At 57.0% G+C, this 24,642-nt stretch carries 24 protein-coding genes; 15 read left to right on the top strand and 9 right to left on the bottom strand.

Annotated features, from left to right (window positions below):
• Positions 1 to 19: 19 nt before the first annotated feature.
• On the bottom strand, positions 20 to 574 hold the full coding sequence (locus EDF81_RS06405; RefSeq protein ID WP_123347251.1) for a GNAT family N-acetyltransferase: 555 nt from the start codon (positions 572 to 574) through the stop codon (positions 20 to 22).
• A 93-nt stretch (positions 575 to 667) separates the two neighbouring features.
• A complete protein-coding gene (gene dld / locus EDF81_RS06400) occupies positions 668 to 2,395 on the bottom strand; it encodes a D-lactate dehydrogenase (RefSeq protein WP_123347250.1) in 1,728 nt (575 codons plus the stop codon).
• 194 nt (positions 2,396 to 2,589) lie between these two features.
• Between dld and bglX the strand changes: the two genes are divergently transcribed.
• The 5 genes from bglX (at position 2,590) to EDF81_RS06375 (ending at position 8,745) form a co-directional block, all read left to right on the top strand.
• Positions 2,590 to 4,887, top strand: a complete 2,298-nt coding sequence (bglX, locus tag EDF81_RS06395; protein WP_123347693.1) for a beta-glucosidase BglX — start codon at positions 2,590 to 2,592, stop codon at positions 4,885 to 4,887.
• A gap of 121 nt (positions 4,888 to 5,008) precedes the next feature.
• On the top strand, positions 5,009 to 5,926 hold the full coding sequence (locus EDF81_RS06390) for an ABC transporter substrate-binding protein (RefSeq protein ID WP_123347249.1): 918 nt from the start codon (positions 5,009 to 5,011) through the stop codon (positions 5,924 to 5,926).
• Between the two features lie 8 nt (positions 5,927 to 5,934).
• The gene (locus EDF81_RS06385; RefSeq protein WP_123347248.1) at positions 5,935 to 7,086 is read left to right on the top strand and encodes an ABC transporter permease; all 1,152 of its coding nucleotides are present in this window, start codon (positions 5,935 to 5,937) and stop codon (positions 7,084 to 7,086) included.
• The gene (locus EDF81_RS06380) at positions 7,083 to 8,030 is read left to right on the top strand and encodes an ABC transporter ATP-binding protein (RefSeq protein WP_123347247.1); all 948 of its coding nucleotides are present in this window, start codon (positions 7,083 to 7,085) and stop codon (positions 8,028 to 8,030) included. The genes EDF81_RS06385 and EDF81_RS06380 overlap by 4 nt, the downstream gene beginning before the upstream one ends.
• The gene (locus EDF81_RS06375; RefSeq protein WP_123347246.1) at positions 8,014 to 8,745 is read left to right on the top strand and encodes an ABC transporter permease; all 732 of its coding nucleotides are present in this window, start codon (positions 8,014 to 8,016) and stop codon (positions 8,743 to 8,745) included. The genes EDF81_RS06380 and EDF81_RS06375 overlap by 17 nt, the downstream gene beginning before the upstream one ends.
• On the opposite strand, the gene EDF81_RS06370 is transcribed toward EDF81_RS06375, so the two are convergent.
• The gene (locus tag EDF81_RS06370) at positions 8,726 to 8,833 is read right to left on the bottom strand and encodes a protein YohO (RefSeq protein WP_123347245.1); all 108 of its coding nucleotides are present in this window, start codon (positions 8,831 to 8,833) and stop codon (positions 8,726 to 8,728) included. The genes EDF81_RS06375 and EDF81_RS06370 overlap by 20 nt on opposite strands.
• A gap of 271 nt (positions 8,834 to 9,104) precedes the next feature.
• On the opposite strand from EDF81_RS06370, the gene EDF81_RS06365 reads away from it, so the two are divergent.
• From EDF81_RS06365 to EDF81_RS06345, 5 genes are read left to right on the top strand one after another with little or no spacing between them, the layout of a single operon-like run.
• Positions 9,105 to 10,796: a sensor histidine kinase gene (locus EDF81_RS06365; protein ID WP_123347692.1), complete on the top strand. Its 1,692-nt coding sequence runs from the start codon at positions 9,105 to 9,107 to the stop codon at positions 10,794 to 10,796.
• Positions 10,790 to 11,509: a two-component system response regulator BtsR gene (gene btsR, locus EDF81_RS06360; RefSeq protein ID WP_123347244.1), complete on the top strand. Its 720-nt coding sequence runs from the start codon at positions 10,790 to 10,792 to the stop codon at positions 11,507 to 11,509. Before EDF81_RS06365 ends, btsR begins: the two co-directional genes overlap by 7 nt.
• Before the next feature lie 55 nt (positions 11,510 to 11,564).
• The gene (locus EDF81_RS06355) at positions 11,565 to 12,032 is read left to right on the top strand and encodes a DUF1456 family protein (RefSeq protein ID WP_123347243.1); all 468 of its coding nucleotides are present in this window, start codon (positions 11,565 to 11,567) and stop codon (positions 12,030 to 12,032) included.
• Between the two features lie 22 nt (positions 12,033 to 12,054).
• Positions 12,055 to 12,378, top strand: a complete 324-nt coding sequence (locus tag EDF81_RS06350; protein WP_123347242.1) for a gamma-glutamylcyclotransferase — start codon at positions 12,055 to 12,057, stop codon at positions 12,376 to 12,378.
• 9 nt (positions 12,379 to 12,387) lie between these two features.
• Complete coding sequence (locus EDF81_RS06345; RefSeq protein WP_123347241.1) at positions 12,388 to 12,951, top strand: nucleotidyltransferase family protein; 564 nt, start codon at positions 12,388 to 12,390, stop codon at positions 12,949 to 12,951.
• Between the two features lie 264 nt (positions 12,952 to 13,215).
• Here the strand turns inward: EDF81_RS06345 and cspG are convergent, their stop codons facing one another.
• Positions 13,216 to 13,428: a cold shock protein CspG gene (cspG, locus tag EDF81_RS06340; RefSeq protein WP_096747602.1), complete on the bottom strand. Its 213-nt coding sequence runs from the start codon at positions 13,426 to 13,428 to the stop codon at positions 13,216 to 13,218.
• A 1,062-nt stretch (positions 13,429 to 14,490) separates the two neighbouring features.
• Between cspG and EDF81_RS06335 the strand changes: the two genes are divergently transcribed.
• Positions 14,491 to 14,730 carry a hypothetical protein gene (locus EDF81_RS06335; RefSeq protein WP_260232661.1) on the top strand — a complete coding sequence of 80 codons (240 nt, stop codon included), beginning with the start codon at positions 14,491 to 14,493 and terminating at the stop codon, positions 14,728 to 14,730.
• Between the two features lie 26 nt (positions 14,731 to 14,756).
• Here EDF81_RS06335 and EDF81_RS06330 read toward each other — a convergent pair whose 3' ends face one another.
• Entirely contained in the window at positions 14,757 to 15,161 is a 405-nt protein-coding gene (locus tag EDF81_RS06330; protein WP_123347240.1) for a cell envelope integrity TolA C-terminal domain-containing protein, read from the bottom strand.
• Positions 15,162 to 15,441: 280 nt separating this feature from the next.
• Between EDF81_RS06330 and EDF81_RS06325 the strand changes: the two genes are divergently transcribed.
• On the top strand, positions 15,442 to 15,630 hold the full coding sequence (locus tag EDF81_RS06325; protein ID WP_123347239.1) for a hypothetical protein: 189 nt from the start codon (positions 15,442 to 15,444) through the stop codon (positions 15,628 to 15,630).
• Between the two features lie 39 nt (positions 15,631 to 15,669).
• Here the strand turns inward: EDF81_RS06325 and EDF81_RS06320 are convergent, their stop codons facing one another.
• Positions 15,670 to 16,128, bottom strand: a complete 459-nt coding sequence (locus tag EDF81_RS06320; protein WP_221180808.1) for a YehR family lipoprotein — start codon at positions 16,126 to 16,128, stop codon at positions 15,670 to 15,672.
• 71 nt (positions 16,129 to 16,199) lie between these two features.
• Complete coding sequence (metG, locus tag EDF81_RS06315; protein ID WP_260232687.1) at positions 16,200 to 18,272, bottom strand: methionine--tRNA ligase; 2,073 nt, start codon at positions 18,270 to 18,272, stop codon at positions 16,200 to 16,202.
• 130 nt (positions 18,273 to 18,402) lie between these two features.
• Here metG and apbC point away from each other — a divergent pair, with 130 nt between their 5' ends.
• Positions 18,403 to 19,512, top strand: coding sequence for an iron-sulfur cluster carrier protein ApbC (gene apbC / locus EDF81_RS06310; RefSeq protein WP_123347237.1), 1,110 nt, complete (start codon positions 18,403 to 18,405; stop codon positions 19,510 to 19,512).
• Here apbC and EDF81_RS06305 read toward each other — a convergent pair.
• A complete protein-coding gene (locus EDF81_RS06305) occupies positions 19,509 to 19,976 on the bottom strand; it encodes a GNAT family N-acetyltransferase (RefSeq protein ID WP_260232660.1) in 468 nt (155 codons plus the stop codon). The genes apbC and EDF81_RS06305 overlap by 4 nt on opposite strands.
• Positions 19,948 to 20,295: an RcnB family protein gene (locus EDF81_RS06300; RefSeq protein ID WP_123347235.1), complete on the bottom strand. Its 348-nt coding sequence runs from the start codon at positions 20,293 to 20,295 to the stop codon at positions 19,948 to 19,950. The genes EDF81_RS06305 and EDF81_RS06300 overlap by 29 nt, the downstream gene beginning before the upstream one ends.
• A 230-nt stretch (positions 20,296 to 20,525) precedes the next feature.
• Between EDF81_RS06300 and EDF81_RS06295 the strand changes: the two genes are divergently transcribed.
• Positions 20,526 to 21,440, top strand: a complete 915-nt coding sequence (locus tag EDF81_RS06295) for a LysR family transcriptional regulator (protein ID WP_123347234.1) — start codon at positions 20,526 to 20,528, stop codon at positions 21,438 to 21,440.
• Positions 21,441 to 21,586: 146 nt separating this feature from the next.
• Positions 21,587 to 24,640, top strand: a complete 3,054-nt coding sequence (fdnG, locus tag EDF81_RS06290; protein WP_123347233.1) for a formate dehydrogenase-N subunit alpha — start codon at positions 21,587 to 21,589, stop codon at positions 24,638 to 24,640.
• Positions 24,641 to 24,642 lie beyond the last annotated feature (2 nt).

The following is a 24,642-nucleotide window of genomic DNA, read 5'->3' as shown; positions in this document are numbered from 1 at the left end:
TCTTTTCGTGTTTCAACAGCTATTCCGGTAACGTCCAGTCCCCGTCGCCCAGGGCGCGCTGCATAATCAGCGTATCCCGCCAGTCTCCCATCTTATAGCCCACGCTGCGCAGCTGACCAGCGACTTCAAAGCCGTGTTTTTTATGCACGTTCAGCGATCCTTTGTTGTTGTTCCCGTCGCCGATAATCGCCAGCATTTGTCGCCAGGGGCCGCCTTCGCAGCGGGCGATCACGGCGCTCAGCAGGCTGCTGCCGATACCGTGACCGGCCATACTGCTGTCTACATAAATGGACTCTTCAACGGTGAAACGGTAGGCCGGGCGAGGGCGGTAGGGCGTGGCATAGCAGTAGCCCGCCACCACGCCGCGATAAAGCGCCACCAGCCAGGGCAGGCCCAGGTCGGTGACTTTCTTCATGCGCTGGCGCATCTCATCCACCGACGGCGGGACTTCTTCAAAAGAGGCGCGACCGTTCAGCACGTGCCAGGCATACAGGGACGCGATGGCGTGAACATCCTCGGGCAGCGCGTCGCGGATCTCAACGTCAGCGCTACAGATAACTTCAACAGCAGACACGATGTGCAGACTCCTCGTAACAAAGGCCGGGACCGCTTGTCTCCGGCCGGATAACGCTACTCTATTACGAAGTGCGGGCACAATACAGCGTCCTTATGATGCCGGTGGCGTCTCCTCGCCCCAGTTCTTCAGCTTGCTGGTCTTGCCGATGCCCGGGTTCATGCTGTTGGTAGGATCGTTCTGGCGATAGAACTGCTGCAGGCTGTCGGCAGCCTCGTACAGATGGCCGACGTTATGCTCGGCCGGATACTGCGCGCCGCGCTCGCGCAGCAGGGCCAGCATCTCGTCTTTCAGCCGGTGCGAATCGATGCCTTTTTTGACGATGTAATCCTGATGGAAAACATGACACATAAAGTGGCCGTAGTAGAGCTTATGCACCAGCTGGGCGTCGATATCCGGCGGCAGCTCTTCGAACCACTCCGTATCGTTACGGCGCAGGGCGATGTCCAGGGCCAGAATATCTTCGACCTCGTCCGCATGCACCGCCTGATAGCGAATCGCCGCACCCGCCGCCGCGAAGCGATGCAGAAACGCCTTGCTGCCCTCGGTCGCGGTGCAGGCGAAGAAGTCACCCTCGGCATCGGCAAAGAACTCGCGCAGCCAGGTCTGGGCCTCTTCAATTCCGTCACCGGCCATTTTCAGCAGCAGATGGTGCTGGTATTTATCGCGCCACAGCTTCATACGCGGCGGCAGATGGCCGGGAAACAGGTGGCCAAGCTTCTGCATCGCCCGGTCGGTAAAGTGCGGTTTAAACAGGGAGACTTTTTCCAGCGCGGCGTCGGTGCGGCCCTTCAGGCTAAAGAAGAACGGCATCTTGTCGGTGCCGAGCTTATCGATCATCAGGAAGGTGTCTTTGCCGTAGCGCTCGGCGATATCGTAAATATCCCGGTGCATATACTCGCCCGCCACCGGCAGGCTGGTGAAGTTGGCCAGAATATGGCGGCGGATCTCCGTCAGCACCTCCGGCTTGTTGGTGCCGATATAGAACACCTGCTGGCGTTTTTCCGCCACAAAGGTATCGAGGCGCACGGCAAAGACCGCCAGTTTGCCCGCGCAGCCGGAGGATTCAAACAGACGATCCGGATCGGCGTTATAGCGGGCGGGCGTATCGGCGTCCACGTCGCGCACCCGGCTGACGTAGTCGTGATCGTGGGCGTGGCGGCCATCGTGACGGACGTCGGCGTCGGTCAGGCGCTCGTCGTCCAGCTTGCTGAGGATCTGCTCCGGCGTCTGGCCCAGGTCGATCCCCAGATGATTCACCAGCTGCAATTTGCCCTGTTCATCGATGCGGGCAAACAGGGACATCTCCGTGTAGGCCGGGCCGCGCTGCACCAGCGCGCCGCCGGAGTTATTACAGATCCCGCCGATCACCGAGGCCCCGATACAGGAGGAGCCGATCACTGAGTGGGGCTCGCGGCCCAGCGGCTTCAGCGCTTTTTCCAGCGAGTAGAGCGTGGTGCCGGGGAAGGCCAGTACCTGCTCGCCTTTATCCAGCAGCTGCAGCTTATCGAGCCGCAGCGTGCTGATAATGACGATATCGCGGTCATAGTCGTTGCCGTTTGGCGTCGAGCCTTCGGTCAGACCGGTATTAGCGGCCTGCATCAGGATAATTTTATCGGCGCTGACGCAGGCGGCCAGCACCCGCCACAGCTCCAGCAGCGAGCCGGGGAACACCACGGCGATGGCATCGCCCTGGCCGGAGCGGAACCCCTTGCGGTAGCGGGCGGTTTTCGCCGGGTCGGTCAGCAGATGGGCGTGGCCCACCAGCCGTTTAAACTCGTTAATTAGCGCACTGTTGTCGTTTATGGTGGTTCTGGACATCGTCCACTCCTTGTGGCGAGGCAAATTATCGCCCTTAAGCATAGCGCGATTGCCGCCGCGTGCTCCGTGAAAGCGCCAGAAAAATCAGAGAATAACCTAAGCAATCTGCTGCAATGACGGTTACCCTTATGGCACACTGCGTTTTTTCCATGGACCGGCCGCGTCCTCTGCGGCAGAGAAAAGAGAGTAACGACATGAAATGGCTTTGTTCTGTAGGTGTCGCAGTCAGTCTGGCATTACACCCCGCTCTGGCAGAGGAGCTGTCTGGTAATCATCCCCTGACGCCGGAAGCGCGGGACGCCTTCGTCAGCGACCTGCTGACCAAAATGACCGTCGATGAAAAAATCGGCCAGCTGCGCTTAATCAGCGTCGGGCCGGATAACCCGAAAGAAGCCATTCGCGACATGATTAAAGAGAGCCAGGTTGGCGCTATCTTTAACACCGTGACGCGCAAGGATATCCGCGCCATGCAGGATCAGGCGATGGAGCTCAGCCGCCTGAAAATTCCTCTCTTCTTTGCCTATGACGTGCTGCACGGCCAGCGCACCGTTTTCCCGATAAGCCTGGGCCTCGCCTCCAGCTTTAATTTAGACGCGGTGAAGACCGTCGGTCGGGTATCCGCGTATGAAGCGGCGGATGACGGCCTGAATATGACCTGGGCTCCGATGGTTGACGTCTCTCGCGATCCGCGCTGGGGCCGCGCCTCGGAAGGTTTCGGGGAAGATACGTATCTGACCGCCACGATGGGCAGAACTATGGTTGAAGCGATGCAGGGTAAAAGCCCGGCGGACCGCTACTCGGTGATGACCAGCGTGAAGCACTTCGCCGCCTACGGCGCGGTAGAGGGCGGGAAAGAGTACAACAGCGTTGATATGAGCTCTCAGCGCCTGTTTAACGACTATATGCCACCGTACAAAGCCGCGCTGGACGCGGGCAGCGGCGGGGTGATGGTCGCCCTGAATTCCCTCAACGGTACGCCGGCGTCTTCCGACTCCTGGCTGCTAAAAGACCTGCTCCGCGACGAGTGGGGCTTTAAGGGGATCACCATCTCCGATCACGGCGCCATCAAAGAGTTGATCAAACACGGCACCGCCGCCGATCCGGAAGATGCGGTGCGCGTCGCGCTGAAGTCCGGCATCAATATGAGTATGAGCGACGAGTACTACAGCAAATATCTGCCGGGGCTGGTGAAATCCGGCAAGGTAACGATGGCGGAGCTGGACGATGCGGCGCGTCACGTACTGAACGTGAAATACGATATGGGTCTGTTTAACGATCCGTACAGCCACCTGGGCCCGAAAGGCTCTGACCCGGTAGATACCAACGCCGAAAGCCGTCTGCACCGCAAAGAGGCACGTGAAGTGGCCCGCGAAAGCCTGGTGCTGCTGAAAAACCGTCTGGACACCCTGCCGCTGAAAAAATCCGGCACCGTGGCCGTGGCCGGGCCGCTGGCGGACAGCAAGCGTGACTCCATGGGCAGCTGGTCCGCAGCCGGCGTGGCCGACCAGTCGGTTACCGTCCTGACGGGCATTCGTAACGCGCTGGCCGGAAAAGGCGAAGTGGTTTACGCCAAAGGCTCAAACATCACCAATGACAAAGGGATCGTCGACTTCCTGAACCTCTATGAAGAGGCGGTTAAGGTGGACACACGCACGCCGCAGGCGATGATTGACGAAGCGGTGGCGGCAGCGAAAAAATCTGACGTGGTGGTTGCCGTGGTGGGTGAAGCCCAGGGGATGGCGCATGAGGCCTCCAGCCGCACCGATATCACCATCCCGCAGAGCCAGCGCGATCTGATTACCGCCCTGAAAGCCACCGGCAAGCCGCTGGTACTGGTGCTGATGAACGGCCGTCCGCTGGCGCTGGTGAAAGAAGATCAGCAGGCGGATGCCATTCTGGAAACCTGGTTCGCCGGGACGGAGGGCGGTAACGCGATTGCCGACGTGCTCTTTGGCGATTACAACCCGTCCGGCAAGCTGCCGATGTCCTTCCCGCGCTCCGTCGGACAGATCCCGGTGTACTACAGCCACCTGAACACCGGCCGTCCGTACAATGCGGATAAACCGAATAAGTACACCTCCCGCTACTTCGATGAAGCGAACGGCCCGCTCTATCCGTTCGGTTACGGCCTGAGCTACACCACCTTTAGCGTTTCCGACGTGAAGCTCTCCGCGCCGACCATGACCCGCAGCGGCAAAGTGACCGCCAGCGTTGAGGTCACCAACACCGGTAAGCGCGAAGGGGCAACGGCGATCCAGATGTATCTGCAGGATGTCACCGCCTCCATGAGCCGCCCGGTTAAACAGCTGCGCGGTTTTGAGAAAGTGTCGCTGAAGCCGGGTGAAACGCAGACGGTCAGCTTCCCGATTGACGTTGAGGCGCTGAAATTCTGGAACCAGCGGATGAAATACGACGCTGAGCCGGGCAAATTTAACGTCTTTATCGGCGTAGACTCCGCCCGCGTAAAACAGGGTGAGTTTGAACTGCGTTAAGCCTTAATCTCCTGCCGCTTCGGCGGCAGGAATTCTCCCGTCTTTCCCCGCCTGCCGTTTTTTCGACTACGCTTTCCTCTTAAGCCGCTGATACTGGCGACAAAATAATGAGGACGCAGTGATGCCATTTACCAAACGAATTCTGGGTTTAACCGCGCTGCTGGCGGCTTTTAGCCTGCCACTTCATGCGGCGGAGCCGATCAAGGTTGGGTCCAAAATCGACACCGAAGGCGCGCTGCTCGGCAATATCATTCTCCAGGTGCTGGAGAATCACGGCGTGAAAACCGTCAATAAAGTCCAGCTGGGTACCACGCCAGTCGTGCGCGGGGCCATTACCTCCGGCGAGCTGGATATCTACCCAGAATACACCGGCAACGGGGCGTTCTTCTTTAAAGAGGAGAACGACCCGGCGTGGAAGAACGCGCAGCAGGGCTATGAGAAAGTGAAAAAGCTCGATGCCGAAAAGAACCAGCTGGTCTGGCTGACGCCGGCCCCGGCCAATAACACCTGGACCATCGCCGTGCGTCAGGATCTGGCGCAGAAAAACAAACTGACCTCGCTGGACGATCTGGGCCGCTATCTGAAAGAGGGCGGGGAATTTAAGCTTGCCGCCTCGGCGGAGTTTATCGAACGGACCGATGCGCTCCCGGCGTTTGAAAAAGCCTACGGCTTTAAGCTCGAACAGGATCAGCTTCTCTCCCTGGCCGGGGGCGATACGGCGGTCACCATCAAAGCGGCGGCGCAGCAAACTTCCGGCGTGAATGCGGCGATGGCCTACGGCACCGACGGCCCTGTAGCGGCCCTGGGCCTGCAAACCCTGAGCGATCCGAAAGGCGTTCAGCCAATTTATGCCCCGACGCCGGTGGTGCGTGAAGCTGTACTGAAAGCGTATCCGGAGCTGGATAGCTGGCTGAAGCCGGTCTTCGCCAGCCTCGATGAGAAAACCCTGCAAAAACTGAACGCCAGCATCGCCGTTGACGGCCTGGACGCGAAGAAAGTCGCGGCGGACTACCTGAAAGAGAAAGGGCTGGTGAAATAACCCCGACAATGGACCTGTCCCTGCGCTGTCATAATCGCGTGCTGTTGCTGCTGGTGGCCCTGGGGCTGCTGGCGGCTTTTCTGCCGTTTATCAATTTCGCGCCTAATCGTCTGGTCTCCGGCGAGGGCCGCGCCCTGTGGCAGCTCTTTCCGGCTGTCTGGCTGCTGGCGCCTTTTCTGCTGCTGGCCCTCTGTTTTGTGCCGGGACGTGGTGCCCAGGTCGCGACGCTGTTGTTGGCCGAAGCCCTGGTATGCCTGCTGATCTGGAGTGCGGGTCGGGCGGCGACGGATCTTGCCGTCGAGGGCAGCACGGTGGCGCGTACCTCACCGGGCAGCGGCCTGTGGCTCTGGCTGGGGCTGGCCTTGCTGGCCTGCAGCGACGCGATCCGCCGTTTTGCTGTTCATCCGCTCTGGCGCTGGCTGCTGCATATGCAAATCGCCTGTCTGCCGCTGTATCTGCTGCTCAGCGGGGCGCTGGACAATCTCTCTCTGCTACGGGAATACGCCAACCGCCAGGATGTGTTTAATGATGCCCTGGTCCAGCATCTGACGCTGCTGTTCGGTACGCTGCTGCCCGCCCTGGCGATCGGTTTTGCCATCGGCCTGTGGTGCTATCGCCATCCCGCCAGACAGGGACCGGTCTTTGCCGTGCTGAATATTATCCAGACCGTTCCCTCCGTGGCTCTGTTCGGGCTGCTGATTGCCCCGCTGGCCGGGCTGGTGCAGCAGTTTCCGTGGCTTGCACAGTTGGGGATTGCCGGAACTGGCATGACGCCTGCCTTCATCGCCCTGATCCTCTATGCGCTACTGCCGCTGGTGCGCGGCGTGGTTGCCGGGCTTAATTTCGTCTCGCCCGACGTGCTGGAGAGCGCCAGCGCGATGGGTATGAGCACGCGCCAGCGCTTCTGGCAGGTCCGCGTCCCGCTGGCGCTGCCGGTACTGCTGCGCAGCCTGCGGGTGGTGGCGGTGCAGACGGTGGGGATGGCGGTGATTGCCGCGCTGATTGGCGCAGGCGGATTTGGCGCGCTGGTCTTCCAGGGGCTGCTGAGCAGCGCCCTCGATCTGGTTCTGTTAGGGGTGATCCCGGTGATTGCGCTGGCGGTAATGGTCGATGCGTTGTTTGGGTTAGGGATCGCGCTGCTTGAGGTAAAACAGCCATGATTGAATTTAAAAACGTCAGCAAAACCTTTGACGGCGTGCGGGCGGTCAGCGACCTGGATTTGCATTTTAAAACCGGGGCCTTTTCGGTGCTGGTGGGCACGTCCGGTTCCGGGAAATCGACCACCCTGAAGATGATTAACCGGCTGGTGGAGCACGATGAGGGTACCATTACCTTTGCCGGGGAAGATATCCACCAGCAGCCTTTGCTGGCCCTGCGGCGTCGGATGGGTTACGCCATCCAGTCCATCGGCCTGTTTCCGCACTGGTCGGTGGCGCGCAATATTGCCACCGTCCCGGAGCTGCAAAAGTGGTCCCGGGCGAAACGTGAGGCGAGGGTGGATGAGCTGATGACCCTGCTGGGGCTGGATCTCGCCCTGCGGGATCGTTATCCCCACCAGCTTTCCGGCGGGCAGCAGCAGCGTGTCGGCGTGGCTCGCGCGCTGGCCGCCGACCCGGAGGTGCTGTTAATGGATGAACCCTTTGGCGCGCTGGATCCGGTCACGCGCGGGGCGCTCCAGCAGGAGATGGTGCGTATTCATAAGCTGCTTGGGCGCACGATCGTGCTGGTCACTCACGATGTCGATGAGGCGCTGCGGCTGGCGGATCATCTGGTGCTGATGGACGGCGGCAAGGTTGTCCAGCAGGGGACGCCGCTGGAGATCCTGACCCGGCCGCGCAACGACTTTGTTCGCGAGTTCTTTGGTCGCAGCGAGCTGGGCGTGCGTTTGCTCTCTCTGCAGCAGGTCAGCGACTATCTGCGGCACGACCAGAAAGTTCCCGGTGAACCGCTGCGGGCGGAGATGACATTGCGCGAGGCGCTGTCGGCCTTTGTCACCCACCGCTGTGAGGTTCTGCCGGTGGTGGATGCCGGAGGGAATTACTGCGGAACCCTGCATTTTCAGGATCTGCTGCACGTGGAGGCCGACGGTGAGCCTGCTGCGTGATCCGCTTCTCTGGCTGATGGCGCTGTTTATCGGCCTGCTGTACGGGATGCCGCACAGCGCGGCACTGTTCGGTCCGCTCTTTCCGCAGCTGCCGCGCCCGGTCTATCTTCAGGAGAGTTTTGCGGCGCTGGCCGCCGCCCATTTCTGGCTGGTGGCGGTGTCAGGCGTAATTGCGATTGTCATCGGTGTCGGCACCGGTGTGGCGGTGACGCGCCCGGCGGGCCGCGAGTTTCAGCCGCTGGCGGAGACCATTGCCGCCGTCGGGCAGACCTTTCCGCCGGTGGCGGTACTGGCGATTGCGGTCCCGGTCATGGGCTTTGGCGCGACGCCCGCGATTATCGCTCTGGTTCTCTACGGTGTGTTGCCGATCCTGCAGGGGACACTCGCCGGGCTCGCCGCCGTTCCGGCAAGTGCCAGCAGCGTGGCACAGGGCATGGGGATGAGTGGCTGGCAAAGGCTGTGGAAGATTGAACTGCCGCTGGCGGCACCGGTGATCCTGGCGGGCGTGCGGACATCGGTGATTATCAATATCGGCACGGCAACCATCGCCTCAACGGTGGGGGCAAAAACGCTGGGCACGCCGATTATTATCGGTCTGAGCGGTTTTAACACCGCCTATGTACTGCAGGGGGCCATTCTGGTGGCGCTGGCGGCGATTATCGTCGACCGCGTCTTTGAACGGCTGGTGCGCAGACTTAACCGGCATGCACGATAAACGAATATCCCGCCAGCATAACGCCGCCGATACCGCCGAGGGACAGCAGAGCAAAGAGCGTAATAATACCAATTTTCGTGATGTTCATCGGATGCACCTTTTCCCGGAATGATTGTTAACGCCGTTATTATACGGTGAAGCAAAGGTGTTAATGAACCTTTAATTCCCGATGCCCGCCCGCAGAGGCCAGAACCGCACGGTCTGGCCTTTTTTTGGCCGATTGATTGCCTGATGAACGGTTACTATTGCTTCAGAGAGTGATCCGACTCACGAATTTCTATTTTTTTGCGGTGCGTAAGACAAACTCAGGCGAGAGCAGAGTATGTTACGCGGTTTCTTGTGCGATGTGGCTGGCGGGTATGTACGATTTTAATCTGGTGTTACTGCTTTTACAGCAGATGTGCGTGTTCCTGGTCATCGCCTGGCTGATGAGTAAAACGCGCCTGTTTATCCCGCTGATGCAGGTGACCGTCCGACCGCCGCACAAATTCCTCTGCTTCGTCGTTTTCTCTATTTTCTGCGTGCTGGGCACCTGGTTTGGCCTGCATATCGACGGTTCCATTGCCAACACCCGCGCTATCGGGGCGGTGATGGGCGGCCTGCTTGGCGGACCGCTGGTCGGAGGTATGGTCGGCCTGGTCGGCGGCCTGCACCGCTACTCGCTGGGTGGGATGACCGCGCTCAGCTGTATGATCTCCACCATGGTGGAAGGGCTGCTCGGCGGCCTGGTCCACAGGGTACTGGTCAAGCGAGGACGTCCCGATCTGGTTCTCAACCCGCTCACCGCCGGGGCGGTCACCCTGGTGGCGGAGCTGGTGCAGATGGCGATTATCCTGCTGCTGGCGCGGCCGTACGATGAAGCCCTCCATCTGGTGCACAGCATCGTGGCCCCGATGACGGTCACCAACACCGTCGGCGCGGCGCTGTTTATGCGCATCCTGCTCGATAAGCGGGCGATGTTTGAGAAGTACACCTCGGCCTTTTCCGCCACCGCGCTGAAGGTTGCGGCCCAGACCGAAGGGATCCTGCGCCAGGGCTTTAACGAAGAGAACAGCATGAAGGTGGCCCAGGTTCTTTATAAGGAGCTGGATATCGGCGCCGTTGCCATTACCGACCGTGAGCGACTGCTGGCCTTTACCGGCACGGGCGATGACCACCATCTGCCCGGCAGGCCCATTGCCTCGGGCTGGACCATGCGGGCGATTGAAAGCGGGGAAGTGGTCTATGCCGACGGGAACGAAGTGCCGTACCGCTGCTCGCTGCACGATAACTGCAAGCTTGGTTCGACCCTGGTGATCCCGCTACGCGGTGAGAACCAGCGGGTTATCGGCACCATTAAGCTCTATGAAGCTAAAAACCGCCTGTTCAGCTCCATCAACCGCACCTTAGGGGAGGGGATCGCTCAGCTGCTGTCGGCCCAGATCCTCGCCGGACAGTACGAGCGCCAGAAGGCCCTGCTGACCCAGTCTGAGATCAAACTGCTCCACGCCCAGGTTAACCCGCATTTCCTGTTTAACGCTCTGAATACGCTGATGGCGGTGATTCGTCGCGACAGTGACCAGGCCGGACAGCTGGTGCAGTATCTGTCGACCTTCTTCCGTAAAAACCTCAAACGCCCGTCGGAGATTGTCACTCTTGCCGACGAACTGGAGCACGTTAACGCCTATCTGCAAATCGAGAAGGCCCGCTTCCAGTCCCGCCTGCAGGTGCACCTGCAAGTGCCCGAATCACTGGCCCATCACCATCTTCCGGCCTTCAGCCTGCAGCCGATAGTCGAGAACGCCATTAAGCACGGCACCTCTCAGCATCTTGGCACCGGAGAGATTACGATTAAGGCCAGCCAGCAGGAGCACTACCTGCTGCTGGATATTGAAGATAATGCCGGGCTCTATGCGCCAGAACCTGCCAGCGGCGGCGGACTGGGCATGAGCCTGGTGGATAAACGACTGCGCGCCCGTTTCGGCGACGACTGCGGGATCACCGTCACCTGCGAGCCGGAGTGCTTTACCCGAATAACCCTGCGACTGCCGCTGGAGGAACACGTATGCTAAAAGTGCTGATTGTTGATGACGAGCCGCTGGCACGCGAGAACCTGCGCTATCTGTTACAGGACCAGAGCGATATCGAGATCCTCGGGGAATGTTCTAACGCCGTGGAAGCCATCGGCGAGGTGCACCGCCTGCGCCCCGACGTGCTGTTTCTCGATATCCAGATGCCGCGCATCAGCGGCCTGGAGATGGTCGGGATGCTCGATCCGGCCCATCGTCCCTATATTGTTTTTCTGACGGCTTTTGACGAATACGCGGTTAAAGCGTTCGAAGAGCACGCTTTTGACTATCTGCTTAAGCCCATCGAGGCCGCCCGGCTGGAGAAAACCCTTGCTCGTCTGCGCCAGGAGCGCGTTCAGCAGGATATCTCTCTGCTGGAAGAGAACCAGCAGGCGCTGAAATTTATTCCCTGCACCGGCCACAGCCGGATCTGGCTCCTGCAAATGGAAGACGTGGCCTTTGTCAGCAGCCGCATGAGCGGGGTGTACGTCACCAGCGCCGACGGCAAAGAGGGTTTTACCGAGCTGACTTTGCGTACCCTGGAGAGCCGCACGCCGCTGCTGCGTTGCCATCGCCAGTACCTGGTCAATATGGCCCATCTCCAGGAAATCCGCCTTGAAGACAACGGCCAGGCCGAACTGCTGCTGCGCGACGGGCAGACCGTACCGGTCAGCCGCCGCTACCTGAAATCCCTGAAAGAGGCGCTGGGGCTGTAAAATATCGGGAAAGTGGTAGAATGCGCCCCTCGCATCAATGACGGCCAGAGGCACTATGCTTAACAACGATATTTTACGTAGCCTGCGCTACATCCTGCAGACCAATAATCAGGAGCTGATCCGCCTCCTTAAGCTGGCCGAAGCTGACGCGAGCCCGGAACAGATGGTGGCATGGCTGCATAAAGAGGAAGAAGAGGGCTATCAGCGCTGCCCGGACATTATTCTCTCCTGTATGCTCAATGGCCTGATCTACGACAAACGCGGCAAAGATGACGCCGCGCCGCCGCTGGCCGTCGAACGCCGCGTCAACAATAACGTCGTACTCAAGAAGCTGCGTATCGCCTTCTCCCTGAAAACCGATGATATCCTCGCCATCGTGACAGAACAGCAATTCCGCATCTCGATGCCGGAAATCACCGCCATGATGCGTGCGCCGGAGCATAAAAACTTCCGCGAATGCGGCGACCAGTTTATGCGTTACTTCCTGCGCGGCCTGGCCGCACGACTGCACGCCAAAAAATAATTCGCACTTCACGGAGGATAAAATGGAACGTCTGTTTGTCTACGGTACGCTACAGCCGGGCAAGTCCAATGCCCATATCCTCGACAATATCGGCGGCCAGTGGCTGCCGGGCCACGTCACCGGCACTTACCACAACAGCGGCTGGGGCGCGGCGCAGGGCTTTCCGGGCCTGGTGCTGAGTGCTCAGGGTGAAAAGGTGCCGGGGTTTATTTTTACCTCCGACGCGCTTGCCGAGCACTGGGCCATGCTCGATGAATTCGAGGATGGCTATGACCGCGTTGAGGTCGATGTGGTGACGGACGACGGGATGATCAGGGCGTGGGTGTATCAGCTGCAGCCAGAGTAGGGCGTACTCATGACATACCCGCAGGCATTGCAGAGATTACTTCTTACTGACCCGCTGCGAATGCAGGCGCTGACCGCCGTGCGTGAGCTACAGCTCCCCGACGCCTGGATCGGCGCCGGGTTTGTCCGGGACGCCGTCTGGGACCATCTGCACGGCTACGGCCAGCAGCCCGTTTCAGGCGATGTCGATGTTGTCTGGTTTGACGCACAACGCTGCGATCCGGCTCTGGATAGTCAGCTCCAGCACCAACTCAGCCAACTCTCCCCGGGCTTCGACTGGTCGGTAAAAAACCAGGCCAGAATGCACCTGCGCAACGGTGATGCGCCGTACCTCTCAACAGAAAATGCCCTTAGCTACTGGCCTGAAACGGCGACGGCCGTGGCTGTCAGGCTAACTGATGCTGGCCATATCGAGGTTATTGCTCCGTTTGGCCTGGATGACCTGTTTGAACTCCGTCTGCGGCCCGGGCCGGGGTTTGAGGGGGAGAAGAGGGGGATTTTCAGGGAAAGGGTGGTGGGGAAGCGATGGGGGGAGAGGTATCCGTTGCTGGAGACTGTGCTGGCTGATAAGTAAGGACAGGGGGAGTGTGTTTGATATAGAAGGGCCGCGTTGAGCGAACATGGTAAATCTGATGGCACTTAATTAACTATTGTTGAATGTGGTCTTTATTTGGCAATAAAGTGAGAAACGCAAGCAGACTGCCTGTGAAAGTTACTAATTGCATGCCATCCATGAAACATAAAAAACCCGCTCAGGGCGGGTTTTTTATCACGTTCACTTATCTGCTCAGGCCAGTGCCGTCATCGCTGTCGTAAGCGTCTGCGTCGTTATCGGCAATTAAAGCGCGACTACGTTTGCGGCAGCCGGACCTTTGGCACCATTCTCAATTGAGAACTCAACCTTCTGGCCTTCGTCGAGCGTTTTATAATCGTTGCTCTGAATGGCAGAGAAATGAACAAAAACATCTTTGCTGCCGTCAGCTGGCGTAATGAAGCCGAAACCTTTGTCAGAGTTAAACCATTTTACTAAACCAGTCATTTTATTAGACATAGATACTTCCTTTAATTTTCTTGAGCCACATGGTGTGGCGAACATGGCCTGCTTGCATATGAGGACTTATTGGGCACTTAGGAGGAGGCTCATGCAGAAGAGTATCTGAAGATAACGCTTGAAATGAGGACTGCTTTACTAAAACTGCTTACATAAGGTCTGTATGCCAAACCGGTAACGCATAGTGGACTCATATGAGTTGATAAGCAAGATTAGTTTTGTCAGTAATCTGTGGGGGAAATTTACAATTCAGAGCGGTGAGTAATCTTAAAAGCCCTGACCATTGCAGCCAGGGCTTTTAAGGTACTACAGACTTCAGACTTAACATTAATGGACTTCATAAAGTGATACAGCTATTTATACTGCTTTCAAAATGTACCCGTTCACTACGGATAATATTGGGCACTTATACTAAAAAGCCTCCCTCTATTTATCTCGTTATACACCGCCTGCGCTTCCAAAACCTAAGCGTGGCAACTTAAACAAGCACATCACCCATCGCGACATATACTCTTTAATGCGTTGCCCGTTGCTGATACGGTTACCATCAAAAAAAACGAAACCGTCAGCATCAACTAAAAAACAAGGCCTTACATCGTCGCGCTAACACTACCATTTTGCGAACCAGCACAATCACTACGAGGCCTGAAAGCGAACTACATCCCAAACAACAAACTTCGTGGCCTGTAAAGCAAAATGGCTTAACCCAAAACTTCTTTCTATTCACTAACTTACTAACCACTTTCATTGTGCTGCTGAGTACTAATCTACTTGTTTGAGATTTGAGATCAATACTGTTTTTTAAAACATGTTTTTATCAACAGCTAAAACGGCTGTTAACCCTTTACAACCCACTCAACCCTAAAATTAGTAGATACCCATACACCCTGAACCGCTGTATAGATAATCAGTGTTATTAACTATCAGGTATCAGCACATGAGTCGGGACAGATATAACCTTTCTATAGCCGTCTTCACATTACTTCTTCGGGGGGACGAGGTCTGTATGCTGCGACGAGAGAGCTGGCGGAGGAAACGGGTGTTCAGGCATCTCCCTCTGATATGACACTGGCTCATACCATGCATGTCTGGACTGAAAACCGTTCATGGATAGGGCAGTATTTTATATGTCGACAGTGGAAGGGTACTGCTTTTCTCGCCGAGCCAGAAAAACATGCTGAACTTAGATGGGAAAATATAGCCAGGCTGCCTGAAGATACCATCCCTTATGTCCAGCAGGCGATCGAAGCCATAACTCGCGGCCAGGTTTATTCAGAGCTCGGCTGGGAAAGTATCTGTTGAGCAATGAGACTATTAAGGTTCTTGGTTCAGGGTTGTCCCTGCATATCCCATCTCGCAGAGCCCATAACGTCATAAACATGCTGGTCAGTAAATGCCGGGAATTTGGCTACTTTGGCTGCCTGAGCAAGAGCATCGCAATAATCCTTGTCCCCGCCTTTTATGATGAAGTGCTGGATAACGCCATCAATGTTGAAATCCAGATGCACATTACATCTTTTTCCGTCCCAGGCATGGGGTTCCATCAGTGCGGAATCCAGGGCTTTTTTAATACCCGATGCTTGCTTACCAAAGATATCATTATCAGACGTCTTACCTGACTGATTGTAAGTGCATGAATCAAGTGCCCTGACTTTCTGACATCCTTTGGGAGTAAGAGGCGCACAGCCGGTTACAGTTGCTGCTACGAGGATCAGTACCGATATTTTATTCATATAAAATCCATTTTATGATGATTGCCAACGGGTTGCGGTTATTGTCGATTAGACATTATCTATTTGACAGGTAGTAATCTGTCCAGTGTTAATTGACACATTTGTGATGCAGGAGTATTAACTGCAAGCGTAACTGGTTCAACTCTTTATTATCTGCCTTCACCACATCTACTTCGCTGTTATTATGGGGGGAAGGACTGGCCATCAATTAAAAACTATGACTAATAAAAGGTTCACAGGCATCACAATTAAAGTGGTTTAGAACCAGGAGGGAAGGAAAATGTCTTACGAACGCAAAAATTCTACGGACAGGCTTGCGCGCTATCGTGCTCGCGTGATTGAGCACACGGAGGCGATGATTCGTGCTATCGAAGAAGGCAGGACGAGAGTGATTTCATCCGATGCATCCCAGGAACAATCTGGCAGCGATAGCCGTCGTCATAAAGGGTATAGCGGTGGTCAACAGTAAAGCGTCGTCCAGGACGACGCTTTCACCAGCTACTGCAACTTACTTAGTCTCAGTAAATCCCTGCGCAAACAGCACCGCTTCGGAGTTCTTCATACTCACCCAGTTGCTGTCGTTCATATTAAATGTCGATCCCGGCATCTGGCTCAGTTTCTTAATATCGGCCTTCGCGTAGTCCACTTCCAGGGTCTCAATCGCGTGGTCGTCTTTAAACTCTACCTGCTCCTTGAGTCCTTCAATGTTCTGGTACTGCTTGCTCAGCGGCTCAAGCATCTGCTGGGCGGCTTCTTTATTTGGTGCGCCGATAGCCGAGTAGGGGAGCTTATTGACCGCGGTCTGGCGCAGGACGGTGTCATCTTTGTAGTGATAGGTGAAGCTCATTTCGATGCCGTTTTGCGTCTTGCCAAAGGTTTTGGTTTGCTCTTTTTCACCGCAGCCCACGAGTGTGACTGCCAGCACCAGAGCTACCAGTACTGAAGTAAATTTGCTGAAAATTTTCACAGAGGTTCCTTATTGATTGGTGAGTCCTAAAAGAAAAACACCGGCCGTAGCCGGTGCGTTAAAAGTGTAGCTTATTTTACCTGTTGACCAGGCTGCGCACCGCTGTCCGGGCTGAGCAGGAAGATATCTTTTCCGCCAGGGCCTGCGGCCATGACCATTCCTTCGGAGATGCCGAAGCGCATTTTACGCGGGGCCAGGTTGGCAACCATCATCGTCAGTTTGCCGATCAGCGCCTGCGGGTCCGGGTAAGCGCTGCGGATGCCGGAGAAGACGTTGCGCTTCTCGCCGCCGAGATCCAGGGTGAGGCGCAGCAGCTTGTCGGAGCCGTCAACGAACTCGGCGTTCTCAATCAGCGCAATACGCATATCCACTTTGGCGAAGTCGTCAAAGCTGATGGTTTCCTGAATCGGGTCGTCGGCCAGCGGGCCGCTTACCGGGGCGCTCGCGGCTTTGACTTCCTCTTTCGAGGCGTCAACCAGGGCTTCAACCTGTTTCATCTCGATGCGGTTGTACAGCGCCTTAAAGGTATTCACCTTATGGCTCAGCAGCGGCTGCTGGATGCCGTCCCAGGTCAGTTCCGTATTCAGGAATGCTTCGGTACGTTCGACCAGCTCCGGCAGAACCGGCTTCAGCCAGGTCATCAGGACGCGGAACAGGTTGATCCCCATGGAGCAGATAGCCTGCAGGTCGGCGTCGCGGCCTTCCTGTTTTGCCACCACCCACGGAGCCTGTTCGTCAACGTAGCGGTTAGCCACGTCCGCCAGCGCCATGATTTCACGCACGGCTTTACCGAACTCGCGGCTTTCCCAGGCGTCGCCGATGGTCGCTGCTGCGTCAACGAAGGTCTGGTACAGCGCCGGATCGGCCAGCTCTGCGGCCAGCTGGCCGTCAAAGCGTTTGGCAATAAAGCCCGCGTTACGGGAGGCCAGGTTAACCACTTTGTTCACGATATCGGCGTTGACGCGCTGGATAAAATCTTCCAGGTTGAGGTCGATATCATCGATACGCGAGGAGAGCTTGGCGGCGTAGTAGTAGCGCAGGCTGTCCGCGTCAAAGTGGTTCAGCCAGGTGCTGGCTTTGATAAAGGTGCCGCGGGACTTCGACATCTTCGCACCGTTAACCGTCACATAGCCGTGAACAAACAGGTTGGTCGGTTTACGGAAGCCGCTGCCTTCCAGCATTGCAGGCCAGAACAGGCTGTGGAAGTAGACGATATCCTTGCCGATAAAGTGATACAGCTCGGCGTCGGAGTCTTTTTTCCACCAGTCGTCGAAGTTAAGATCGCCGCGCTTGTCGCACAGGTTCTTAAAGGAACCCATATAGCCGATAGGCGCATCCAGCCAGACGTAGAAGTATTTGCCCGGCGCGTCAGGGATTTCAAAGCCGAAGTAGGGCGCATCGCGGGAGATATCCCACTGCTGCAGGCCGGATTCAAACCACTCCTGCATTTTGTTCGCCACCTGCTCCTGCAGCGCGCCGCTGCGGGTCCACGCCTGCAGCATTTCGCTGAAGGACGGCAGATCGAAGAAGAAGTGCTCAGAATCACGCATTTCCGGCGTTGCGCCAGACACCACGGATTTCGGCTCGATAAGCTCGGTCGGACTGTAGGTCGCGCCGCACACTTCGCAGTTATCGCCGTACTGGTCCGCTGCCTTACATTTCGGGCAGGTGCCTTTCACAAAACGGTCCGGCAGGAACATGCCTTTTTCCGGATCGTACAGCTGAGAAATGGTGCGTTTTTTAATAAAACCATTCTCGTTCAGACGGGTGTAAATCAGCTCCGACAGCGCGCGGTTCTCGTCGCTGTGGGTGGAGTGATAGTTGTCATAGCTGATATTAAAGCCGGCAAAATCGGTCTGATGCTCCTGACTCATTTCAGCAATCATCTGCTCAGGGGTGATCCCAAGCTGCTGAGCTTTCAGCATAATTGGCGTGCCGTGGGCGTCGTCTGCGCAGATGAAGTTAACCTGATGGCCGCGCATTCGCTGGTAACGGACCCAGACATCAGCCTGGATATGCTCCAGCATGTGGCCGAGGTGGATGGAGCCGTTGGCGTACGGCAGCGCGCACGTTACCAGAATTTTCTTCGCGACTTGAGTCATAGTGGGAAATACATCTTCTGTTGTAAAAAGGGGTAATAATATTACCTGAAAGGTAATAATTGCGCCATAACAGCGGGACGCGGAAAGGCATGATTGAGAAATGAATAATTGGTGACACTGAAGTACACTTAGCCGGATCGCAAAATTTAAAACAACAACTCAAGGAGTCGGGATGAACTCGCAATCCCAGGCCGTATCCCCTGAAAAACTGAGAGCAATGGTTGCCGGGACGCTGTCTAATTTTCAGCACCCCACCCTGAAACACAACCTGACGACGCTGAAGGCGCTGCATCATGTCGCCCTGCTGGATAACACCCTTCACATTGAACTGCTGATGCCGTTTGCCTGGCAGAGCGCGTTTGACGAGCTGAAAGATCAGGTCAGCGCCGATCTGCTGCGCATCACCGGCGCGCAGGCGATTGACTGGAAGCTGTCGCATACCATTGCCACCCTGAAACGGGTGAAAAATCAGCCGGGCGTTAACGGCGTGAAGAATATTATTGCCGTCAGCTCCGGCAAAGGAGGCGTCGGTAAATCCTCAACAACGGTAAACCTGGCCCTGGCCCTGGCTGCCGAAGGTGCGAAAGTGGGTATCCTCGATGCGGATATCTATGGCCCGTCGATCCCGGCCATGCTGGGCACGGAAAATCAGCGTCCGACCTCGCCGGACGGCACCCATATGGCACCGATTATGGTCCACGGTCTGGCGACCAACTCCATCGGCTATCTGGTGACCGACGATAACGCGATGGTCTGGCGCGGCCCGATGGCCAGCAAAGCGCTGCTTCAGATGCTGCAGGAATCGCTCTGGCCGGATCTCGACTATCTGGTGCTGGATATGCCGCCGGGTACCGGTGATATTCAGCTGACCCTGGCCCAGAACATTCCGGTTACCGGCGCCGTGGTTGTCACCACGCCGCAGGATATCGCGCTGATTGACGCCAAAAAAGGCATCGTCATGTTCGAGAAAGTGGACGTCCCGGTGCTGGGCATCGTGGAGAATATGAGTATGCACGTGTGCAGCAACTGTGGTCATCAGGAGCCGATCTTCGGTACCGGTGGGGCAGAGAAGCTGGCCACGCAGTACCATACGGCGCTGCTGGGTCAGCTGCCGCTGCATATTACCCTGCGTGAAGATCTCGATAACGGTACGCCGACCGTGATTCAACGTCCGGACAGCGAATTTACCGCGCTCTACCGCCAGCTGGCGGGCCGCGTGGCGGCACAGCTTTACTGGCAGGGGGAAGTAATCCCCTCTGAGATCGCCTTCCGCGCGGTTTAACGCGCTCTGCGCCAGTGCAGTAGCCAGTAGTCGCCGTCGGGCGCGCTGCCCTGGGCTTCAATATACCAGCCGTGACGCTGGTAGAAGCGCAGGGCAGATTCATTCTGCTGCAGACACTTCAGCGCGCCGGTGCGGGTAAAGGTTGAGTGAACCTTCTCCAGTAGCGCGCTGCCCACTCCCTGACCCTGCCAGTCCGGGTCGACAAACAGGCTGTGCAGGAAGTGGTCGTTAGTCAGCACTGACGCAAAGCCCGCCCGTTTACCCTCACACTCCGCCACCCAGATCTGCTCGCCCAGCGTTACCGAATCGAAATCCTCCAGCCGCCAGTTTTCCCCGGAAAGCCAGGTCCAGCTCGCTTTACGGGCGCGCAGAAACAGCGTGCGCAAAAAGGGACGGTCGCTCTCGTCCCAGAGCCGTACCGTCACGGCCGGATGCTTAGTGGTGATAGAAGATCTCTCCGTCATAGGCCTTGATAATTTTGCCGTCGGCATCGCCGATCAGTACATAGTTCTCGCCCATATAGGTCCAGTGGGTGCCTGCGTCGGGCGCGGGCAGATTACGCAGTTTCCACTGCTTAATATTGTATTCGTCGGTGAGATAGAGCGCCGGGACAGTGTCGCCAATGCGGAAGCGCGTAAAGTCGGCGATAAATTCCTGAATCTCATACTCCTGAATGCCGGTTTTCGCGGTGGCTTCCGGGGCCGGTGCCTGGACAGGGGCGGCAAAGGCGGAACCCGCGCAGGCCAGCAGCGCGGCGGCCAGCATCACTTTAGCTTTACTCATAGATACTCCATCCTGTTGTCGGTCTTTATTTGTTTTATCGCCCGTATCCTTGATGAGGCGCTACGGGCTGGCAAGTTCTGCATTGTGAGAAAACGCTGCCATCGGTAAAAGTGTATGTGAGCGTGGCAAAAAGCCTATGGGGAAATGGCTGATTTACGGCTTCATTATAGTAAACAGTTCATCAGGTTAATGGCATGATAGCCCCCTGAACGTGGTATCGGGGAGTAAAAATGCTAAGGCTTGAAGATCTGACCTTGTTTGTCCGTGCGGCGGCGCTGAACAGTTTTAGCGAGGCGGCGCGTGAGGCCGGGCTGCAGCCGGGGCAGGTCAGCTCGGCGATTAAGCGGCTGGAGACGGCGCTGAATATTCGTCTGTTTGCCCGCTCGACCCGCAGCCTGCGTCTTACCCCGGAAGGGGAGGCGTGGCTGCCGTTTGCGCAGCAGATGCTCGATACCCTGCAAAAGGGGCTGGATAAAATCCGCACGCCCGACGATGAAGTGCAGGGCACTCTGCAAATCTCGGTTCCGTCAGATCTGGGGCGTAATCTGCTGCTGTCGGTCTTTCAGGAATTTCGCCGTCGTCATCCGGCTCTGCGCCTGCGGCTGCTGTTTTCCGATCGGCCGGCCGACGTGTTTAAAGATCCGGTCGACGTGGCCTTTCGCTACGGCAGCAATGACGATGCGTCCTTTATCTCTCTTCCGGTCGCGCCGGAGAACCGCCGGGTGCTGGTGGCTTCCCCGCAGTGGATTGCCGACAACGGCGGGCCAAAGACGCCTGAGGATCTGGTCCAGTACAATGCCCTGACCTACGTTCTGCGCGGTCGCCTGTTCGACCGCTGGACGCTCAGCGCTAACGGCGTGGTCCACGATATTAACGTCCGCAGTACCTTTATGAGCGACGACGCGGAGGTGATCCGCCGTCTGGCGATTGCCGGAGAGGGCATCGCCTTTAAATCCTGGCTGGACGTCAGCGAAGATGTCCGGGCCGGTCGATTGAGCGTACTCCTTCCTGAGTATCTTGGCGATAATGTGCCGCTGAATATGATTTGTCCCCACCGGAAACAGCTTTCCACCGCCGTACGTCTTCTGCACGAGGCCGTGAAAGCTCGCTGCGAACCGCTGCTGGTGCCTTTGCTGTCTAATTAATAACCTTTATCTCAATGTGGTTGCCTTTTTATCACGCTGTACCCCATAAATGTTAGCAATAACCACAAAAGGATAATGGTCTAAACAATTCAATAACCTTATAATCCATGTCCCTTTTCTTGTCTTAAGTTTAAGCTGGAGGCTTCATGGAGCTCAGCCGTAGGCAGTTCTTTCGGATCTGCGCGGGCGGTATGGCAGGTACAACTGTTGCATCCCTCGGATTTCTCTCTTCTTTTTCCGCCAATGCGGAAACGCGTCAATACAAACTGTTAAAAGCAAAAGAGACGCGCAATAACTGCACCTACTGCTCTGTGGGCTGTGGCATGCTGATGTATAGCCTGGGCGATGAGGCTAAGAACGTTACCCAAAGTATCTACCACGTAGAGGGCGATCCGGATCATCCGGTTAGCAGGGGTTCGCTTTGTCCTAAAGGGGCAGGCGTGGTCGACTATATCAATGCCGAAACCCGTCTGCGCTTCCCGGAATACCGTGCGCCGGGCAGCGACAAGTGGCAGCGTATTAGCTGGGAAGACGCCTATACCCGCATTGCGCGCCTGATGAAAGATGACCGTGATGCCAACTTTGTTGCCACCAATGCGGACGGCGTGACCGTTAACCGCTGGGCAACAACCAGTATGCTCTGCTCCTCGGCCGCCAGTAATGAAACCGGCGTGATTGATAACAAATTTGCCCGCGGCCTGGGTATGGTGGCGGTCGAAAACCAGGCGCGTCTGTGCCACGGCCCAACCGTATCGGCGCTCGCGCCGAGTTTCGGACGCGGGGCGATGACCAATAACTGGATCGATATCCGCAACGCCGATGTGATCCTGATTATGGGCGGCAACGCGGCGGAAGCGCACCCGGTCGGCTTTAAATGGGTTATCGAAGCCAAGAAAAACAACGACGCGAAGCTGATGGTAGTTGACCCACGCTTTAACCGCTCCGCGTCCGTTGCCGACCACTATGCCCCGATCCGTCCGGGCAGCGACGTGGCCTTCCTCTCCGGTATCGTCAATTACCTGCTGGAGAACGACAAAATCCAGCATCAGTATGTCAGCCACTTTACCAACGCCAGCCTGATCGTCCGCGAAGACTACCACTTCGACGATGGGCTATTCAGCGGCTTTGATGAAGCGACCGGCCAGTACGATCGCAGCAGCTGGGCCTACGAGCTGGATGCAGAAGGGCAGATCAAACGCGACGATACCCTGAGCCATCCGCGCTGCGTCATCAACCTGCTGAAAAAACACGTTAGCCGCTACACCGTCGAGATGGTGGAAACCGTCTGCGGTACGCCAAAAGCGGACTTCCTTGAGGTGGCAAAAACCCTCGCGGAAACGGCGGCAACCAATAAAACCGCCTCTATTCTTTACGCGCTGGGCTGGACGCACCATACCAACGGCGCCCAGATTATCCGTACTGCGGCTATTATCCAGCTGCTGCTGGGCAATATCGGCATGATGGGCGGCGGGATCAACGCCCTGCGCGGCCACTCCAACGTTCAGGGTTATACCGACCTCGGCCTGCTGGATGCGTCCCTGCCGGGCTATCTGCCGCTGCCGGGTGAAAAACAGACCACCCTGAAAGGCTTCCTTGAAGAGATTACGCCGAAATCCGTGATGCCGGGCCAGGTCAACTACTGGCAGAACACGCCGGCGTTTATGGTCAGCCTGCTGAAGGGCTTCTACGGCGATGCCGCGACGCCGGAAAACCAGTTTGGTTACGACTTCCTGCCGAAATGGGATAAGAAATACGACGTTATCAGCCAGGTCAATATGATGGTTGATGGCAAGTTCAACGGTCTGCTGGTTCAGGGCTTTAACGCGCTGGCCTCCTTCCCGAATAAAAACAAAGCGGTTGAGGCCTTCTCGAAGCTGAAATTTATGGTGGTCATGGATCCGCTGGCAACCGAAACGGCGACCTTCTGGCAGAACCACGACGAGATGAACGACGTCGACAGCAGCAAGATCATGACCGAAGTGTTCCGCCTGCCGACCGCCTGCTTCGCGGAAGAAAACGGTTCGGTCGCCAACTCTTCGCGCTGGCTGCAGTGGCACTACTCTGCCGCAACCCCGCCGGGTGAAGCGCTGCACGATACCAAAATTCTGGCGCATATCTTCCTGCGTCTGCGCGAGATGTACCGCACCGAAGGTGGCGCGGCGTCCGATGCGCTGATGGCTATCGACTGGAACTACGACAACCCGCACGATCCGATGCCGGAAGAGCTGGCCCGCGAAAGTAACGGCCGCGCCTGGAAAGACGTTTACGACAAAGACGGCAAGCTGCTGGCGAAAGCCGGTGAACAGCTTAGCTCCTTTGCCCATATGAAAGATGACGGCTCCACCAGCAGCATGTGCTGGATCTACGCCGGTAGCTGGACCGAACAGGGTAACCAGATGGCTAACCGCGATAACGCGGATCCGTCCGGTCTTGGCGCGGTAAACAACTGGTCATGGGCATGGCCAATGAACCGTCGCATTCTTTATAACCGTGCTTCGGCGGATGCACAGGGGAAAGCCTGGGATCCGGCGCGTCCGCTGATCCAGTGGAACGGCAAAAAGTGGCAGGGCAATGACGTCCCGGACTTCCCGGTGACCTCTGCGCCGGAAGAGAACGTCGGGCCGTTTATTATGCTGCCGGACGGCCTTGGTCATCTGTTTGCCCTGAATAAACTGGCTGACGGTCCGTTCCCGGAGCACTACGAGCCGATGGAAAGCCCGATTGGCACCAACCCGCTGCACCCGAACGTGGTGCACAGCCCGGTAGTGCGTCTGTATGAGAGCGATAAAAAGACGCTCGGCACCGCCAAAGATTTCCCGTATGTGGCCACGACCTACTCCATTACGGAGCTGTTCCGTCACTGGACCAAACATGCGCTGCTGAACGCTATCGCTCAGCCGGAACAGTTTGTCGAGCTCGGCGAACAGCTGGCGGAAGAGCGGGGCATTAAGGCGGGTGACTGGGTGAAAGTTTCTTCCCAGCGCGGCTTTATTAAAGCCAAAGCGGTGGTAACCCCGCGTCTGCACACCTTAAACGTGGCGGGCAAAAAGGTATCCACCGTGGGTATCCCGTGCCACTGGGGCTTTGAAGGCGCGGCCCGTAAAGGGTTCCTCGCCAATACGCTGACGCCATCCGTCGGCGACGCTAACTCACAAACGCCTGAGTATAAAGCGTTTTTAGTCAATATTGAGAAGGCGTAAGG

Origin of the sequence: Enterobacter sp. BIGb0383, assembly GCF_003751845.1 — a bacterium.
Classification (GTDB): Bacteria; Pseudomonadota; Gammaproteobacteria; order Enterobacterales; family Enterobacteriaceae; genus BIGb0383.
This window is presented reverse-complemented; position numbering and strand designations above follow the sequence as displayed.

What these genes read in the sequence shown, in the direction of transcription:
- EDF81_RS06345 (WP_123347241.1), top strand. Translation starts at nt 12,388, where the DNA reads ATGACATACCCGCAGGCATTGCAGAGATTACTTCTTACTGACCCGCTG.
- EDF81_RS06300 (WP_123347235.1), bottom strand. Translation starts at nt 20,295, where the DNA reads ATGAGTAAAGCTAAAGTGATGCTGGCCGCCGCGCTGCTGGCCTGCGCG.
- EDF81_RS06370 (WP_123347245.1), bottom strand. Translation starts at nt 8,833, where the DNA reads ATGAACATCACGAAAATTGGTATTATTACGCTCTTTGCTCTGCTGTCC.
- fdnG (WP_123347233.1), top strand. Translation starts at nt 21,587, where the DNA reads ATGGAGCTCAGCCGTAGGCAGTTCTTTCGGATCTGCGCGGGCGGTATG.
- EDF81_RS06355 (WP_123347243.1), top strand. Translation starts at nt 11,565, where the DNA reads ATGCTTAACAACGATATTTTACGTAGCCTGCGCTACATCCTGCAGACC.
- EDF81_RS06385 (WP_123347248.1), top strand. Translation starts at nt 5,935, where the DNA reads ATGGACCTGTCCCTGCGCTGTCATAATCGCGTGCTGTTGCTGCTGGTG.
- cspG (WP_096747602.1), bottom strand. Translation starts at nt 13,428, where the DNA reads ATGTCTAATAAAATGACTGGTTTAGTAAAATGGTTTAACTCTGACAAA.
- EDF81_RS06380 (WP_123347247.1), top strand. Translation starts at nt 7,083, where the DNA reads ATGATTGAATTTAAAAACGTCAGCAAAACCTTTGACGGCGTGCGGGCG.
- btsR (WP_123347244.1), top strand. Translation starts at nt 10,790, where the DNA reads ATGCTAAAAGTGCTGATTGTTGATGACGAGCCGCTGGCACGCGAGAAC.
- EDF81_RS06390 (WP_123347249.1), top strand. Translation starts at nt 5,009, where the DNA reads ATGCCATTTACCAAACGAATTCTGGGTTTAACCGCGCTGCTGGCGGCT.
- EDF81_RS06330 (WP_123347240.1), bottom strand. Translation starts at nt 15,161, where the DNA reads ATGAATAAAATATCGGTACTGATCCTCGTAGCAGCAACTGTAACCGGC.
- EDF81_RS06350 (WP_123347242.1), top strand. Translation starts at nt 12,055, where the DNA reads ATGGAACGTCTGTTTGTCTACGGTACGCTACAGCCGGGCAAGTCCAAT.
- bglX (WP_123347693.1), top strand. Translation starts at nt 2,590, where the DNA reads ATGAAATGGCTTTGTTCTGTAGGTGTCGCAGTCAGTCTGGCATTACAC.
- EDF81_RS06335 (WP_260232661.1), top strand. Translation starts at nt 14,491, where the DNA reads ATGACACTGGCTCATACCATGCATGTCTGGACTGAAAACCGTTCATGG.
- EDF81_RS06365 (WP_123347692.1), top strand. Translation starts at nt 9,105, where the DNA reads ATGTACGATTTTAATCTGGTGTTACTGCTTTTACAGCAGATGTGCGTG.
- apbC (WP_123347237.1), top strand. Translation starts at nt 18,403, where the DNA reads ATGAACTCGCAATCCCAGGCCGTATCCCCTGAAAAACTGAGAGCAATG.
- EDF81_RS06305 (WP_260232660.1), bottom strand. Translation starts at nt 19,976, where the DNA reads ATGACGGAGAGATCTTCTATCACCACTAAGCATCCGGCCGTGACGGTA.
- dld (WP_123347250.1), bottom strand. Translation starts at nt 2,395, where the DNA reads ATGTCCAGAACCACCATAAACGACAACAGTGCGCTAATTAACGAGTTT.
- EDF81_RS06325 (WP_123347239.1), top strand. Translation starts at nt 15,442, where the DNA reads ATGTCTTACGAACGCAAAAATTCTACGGACAGGCTTGCGCGCTATCGT.
- EDF81_RS06295 (WP_123347234.1), top strand. Translation starts at nt 20,526, where the DNA reads ATGCTAAGGCTTGAAGATCTGACCTTGTTTGTCCGTGCGGCGGCGCTG.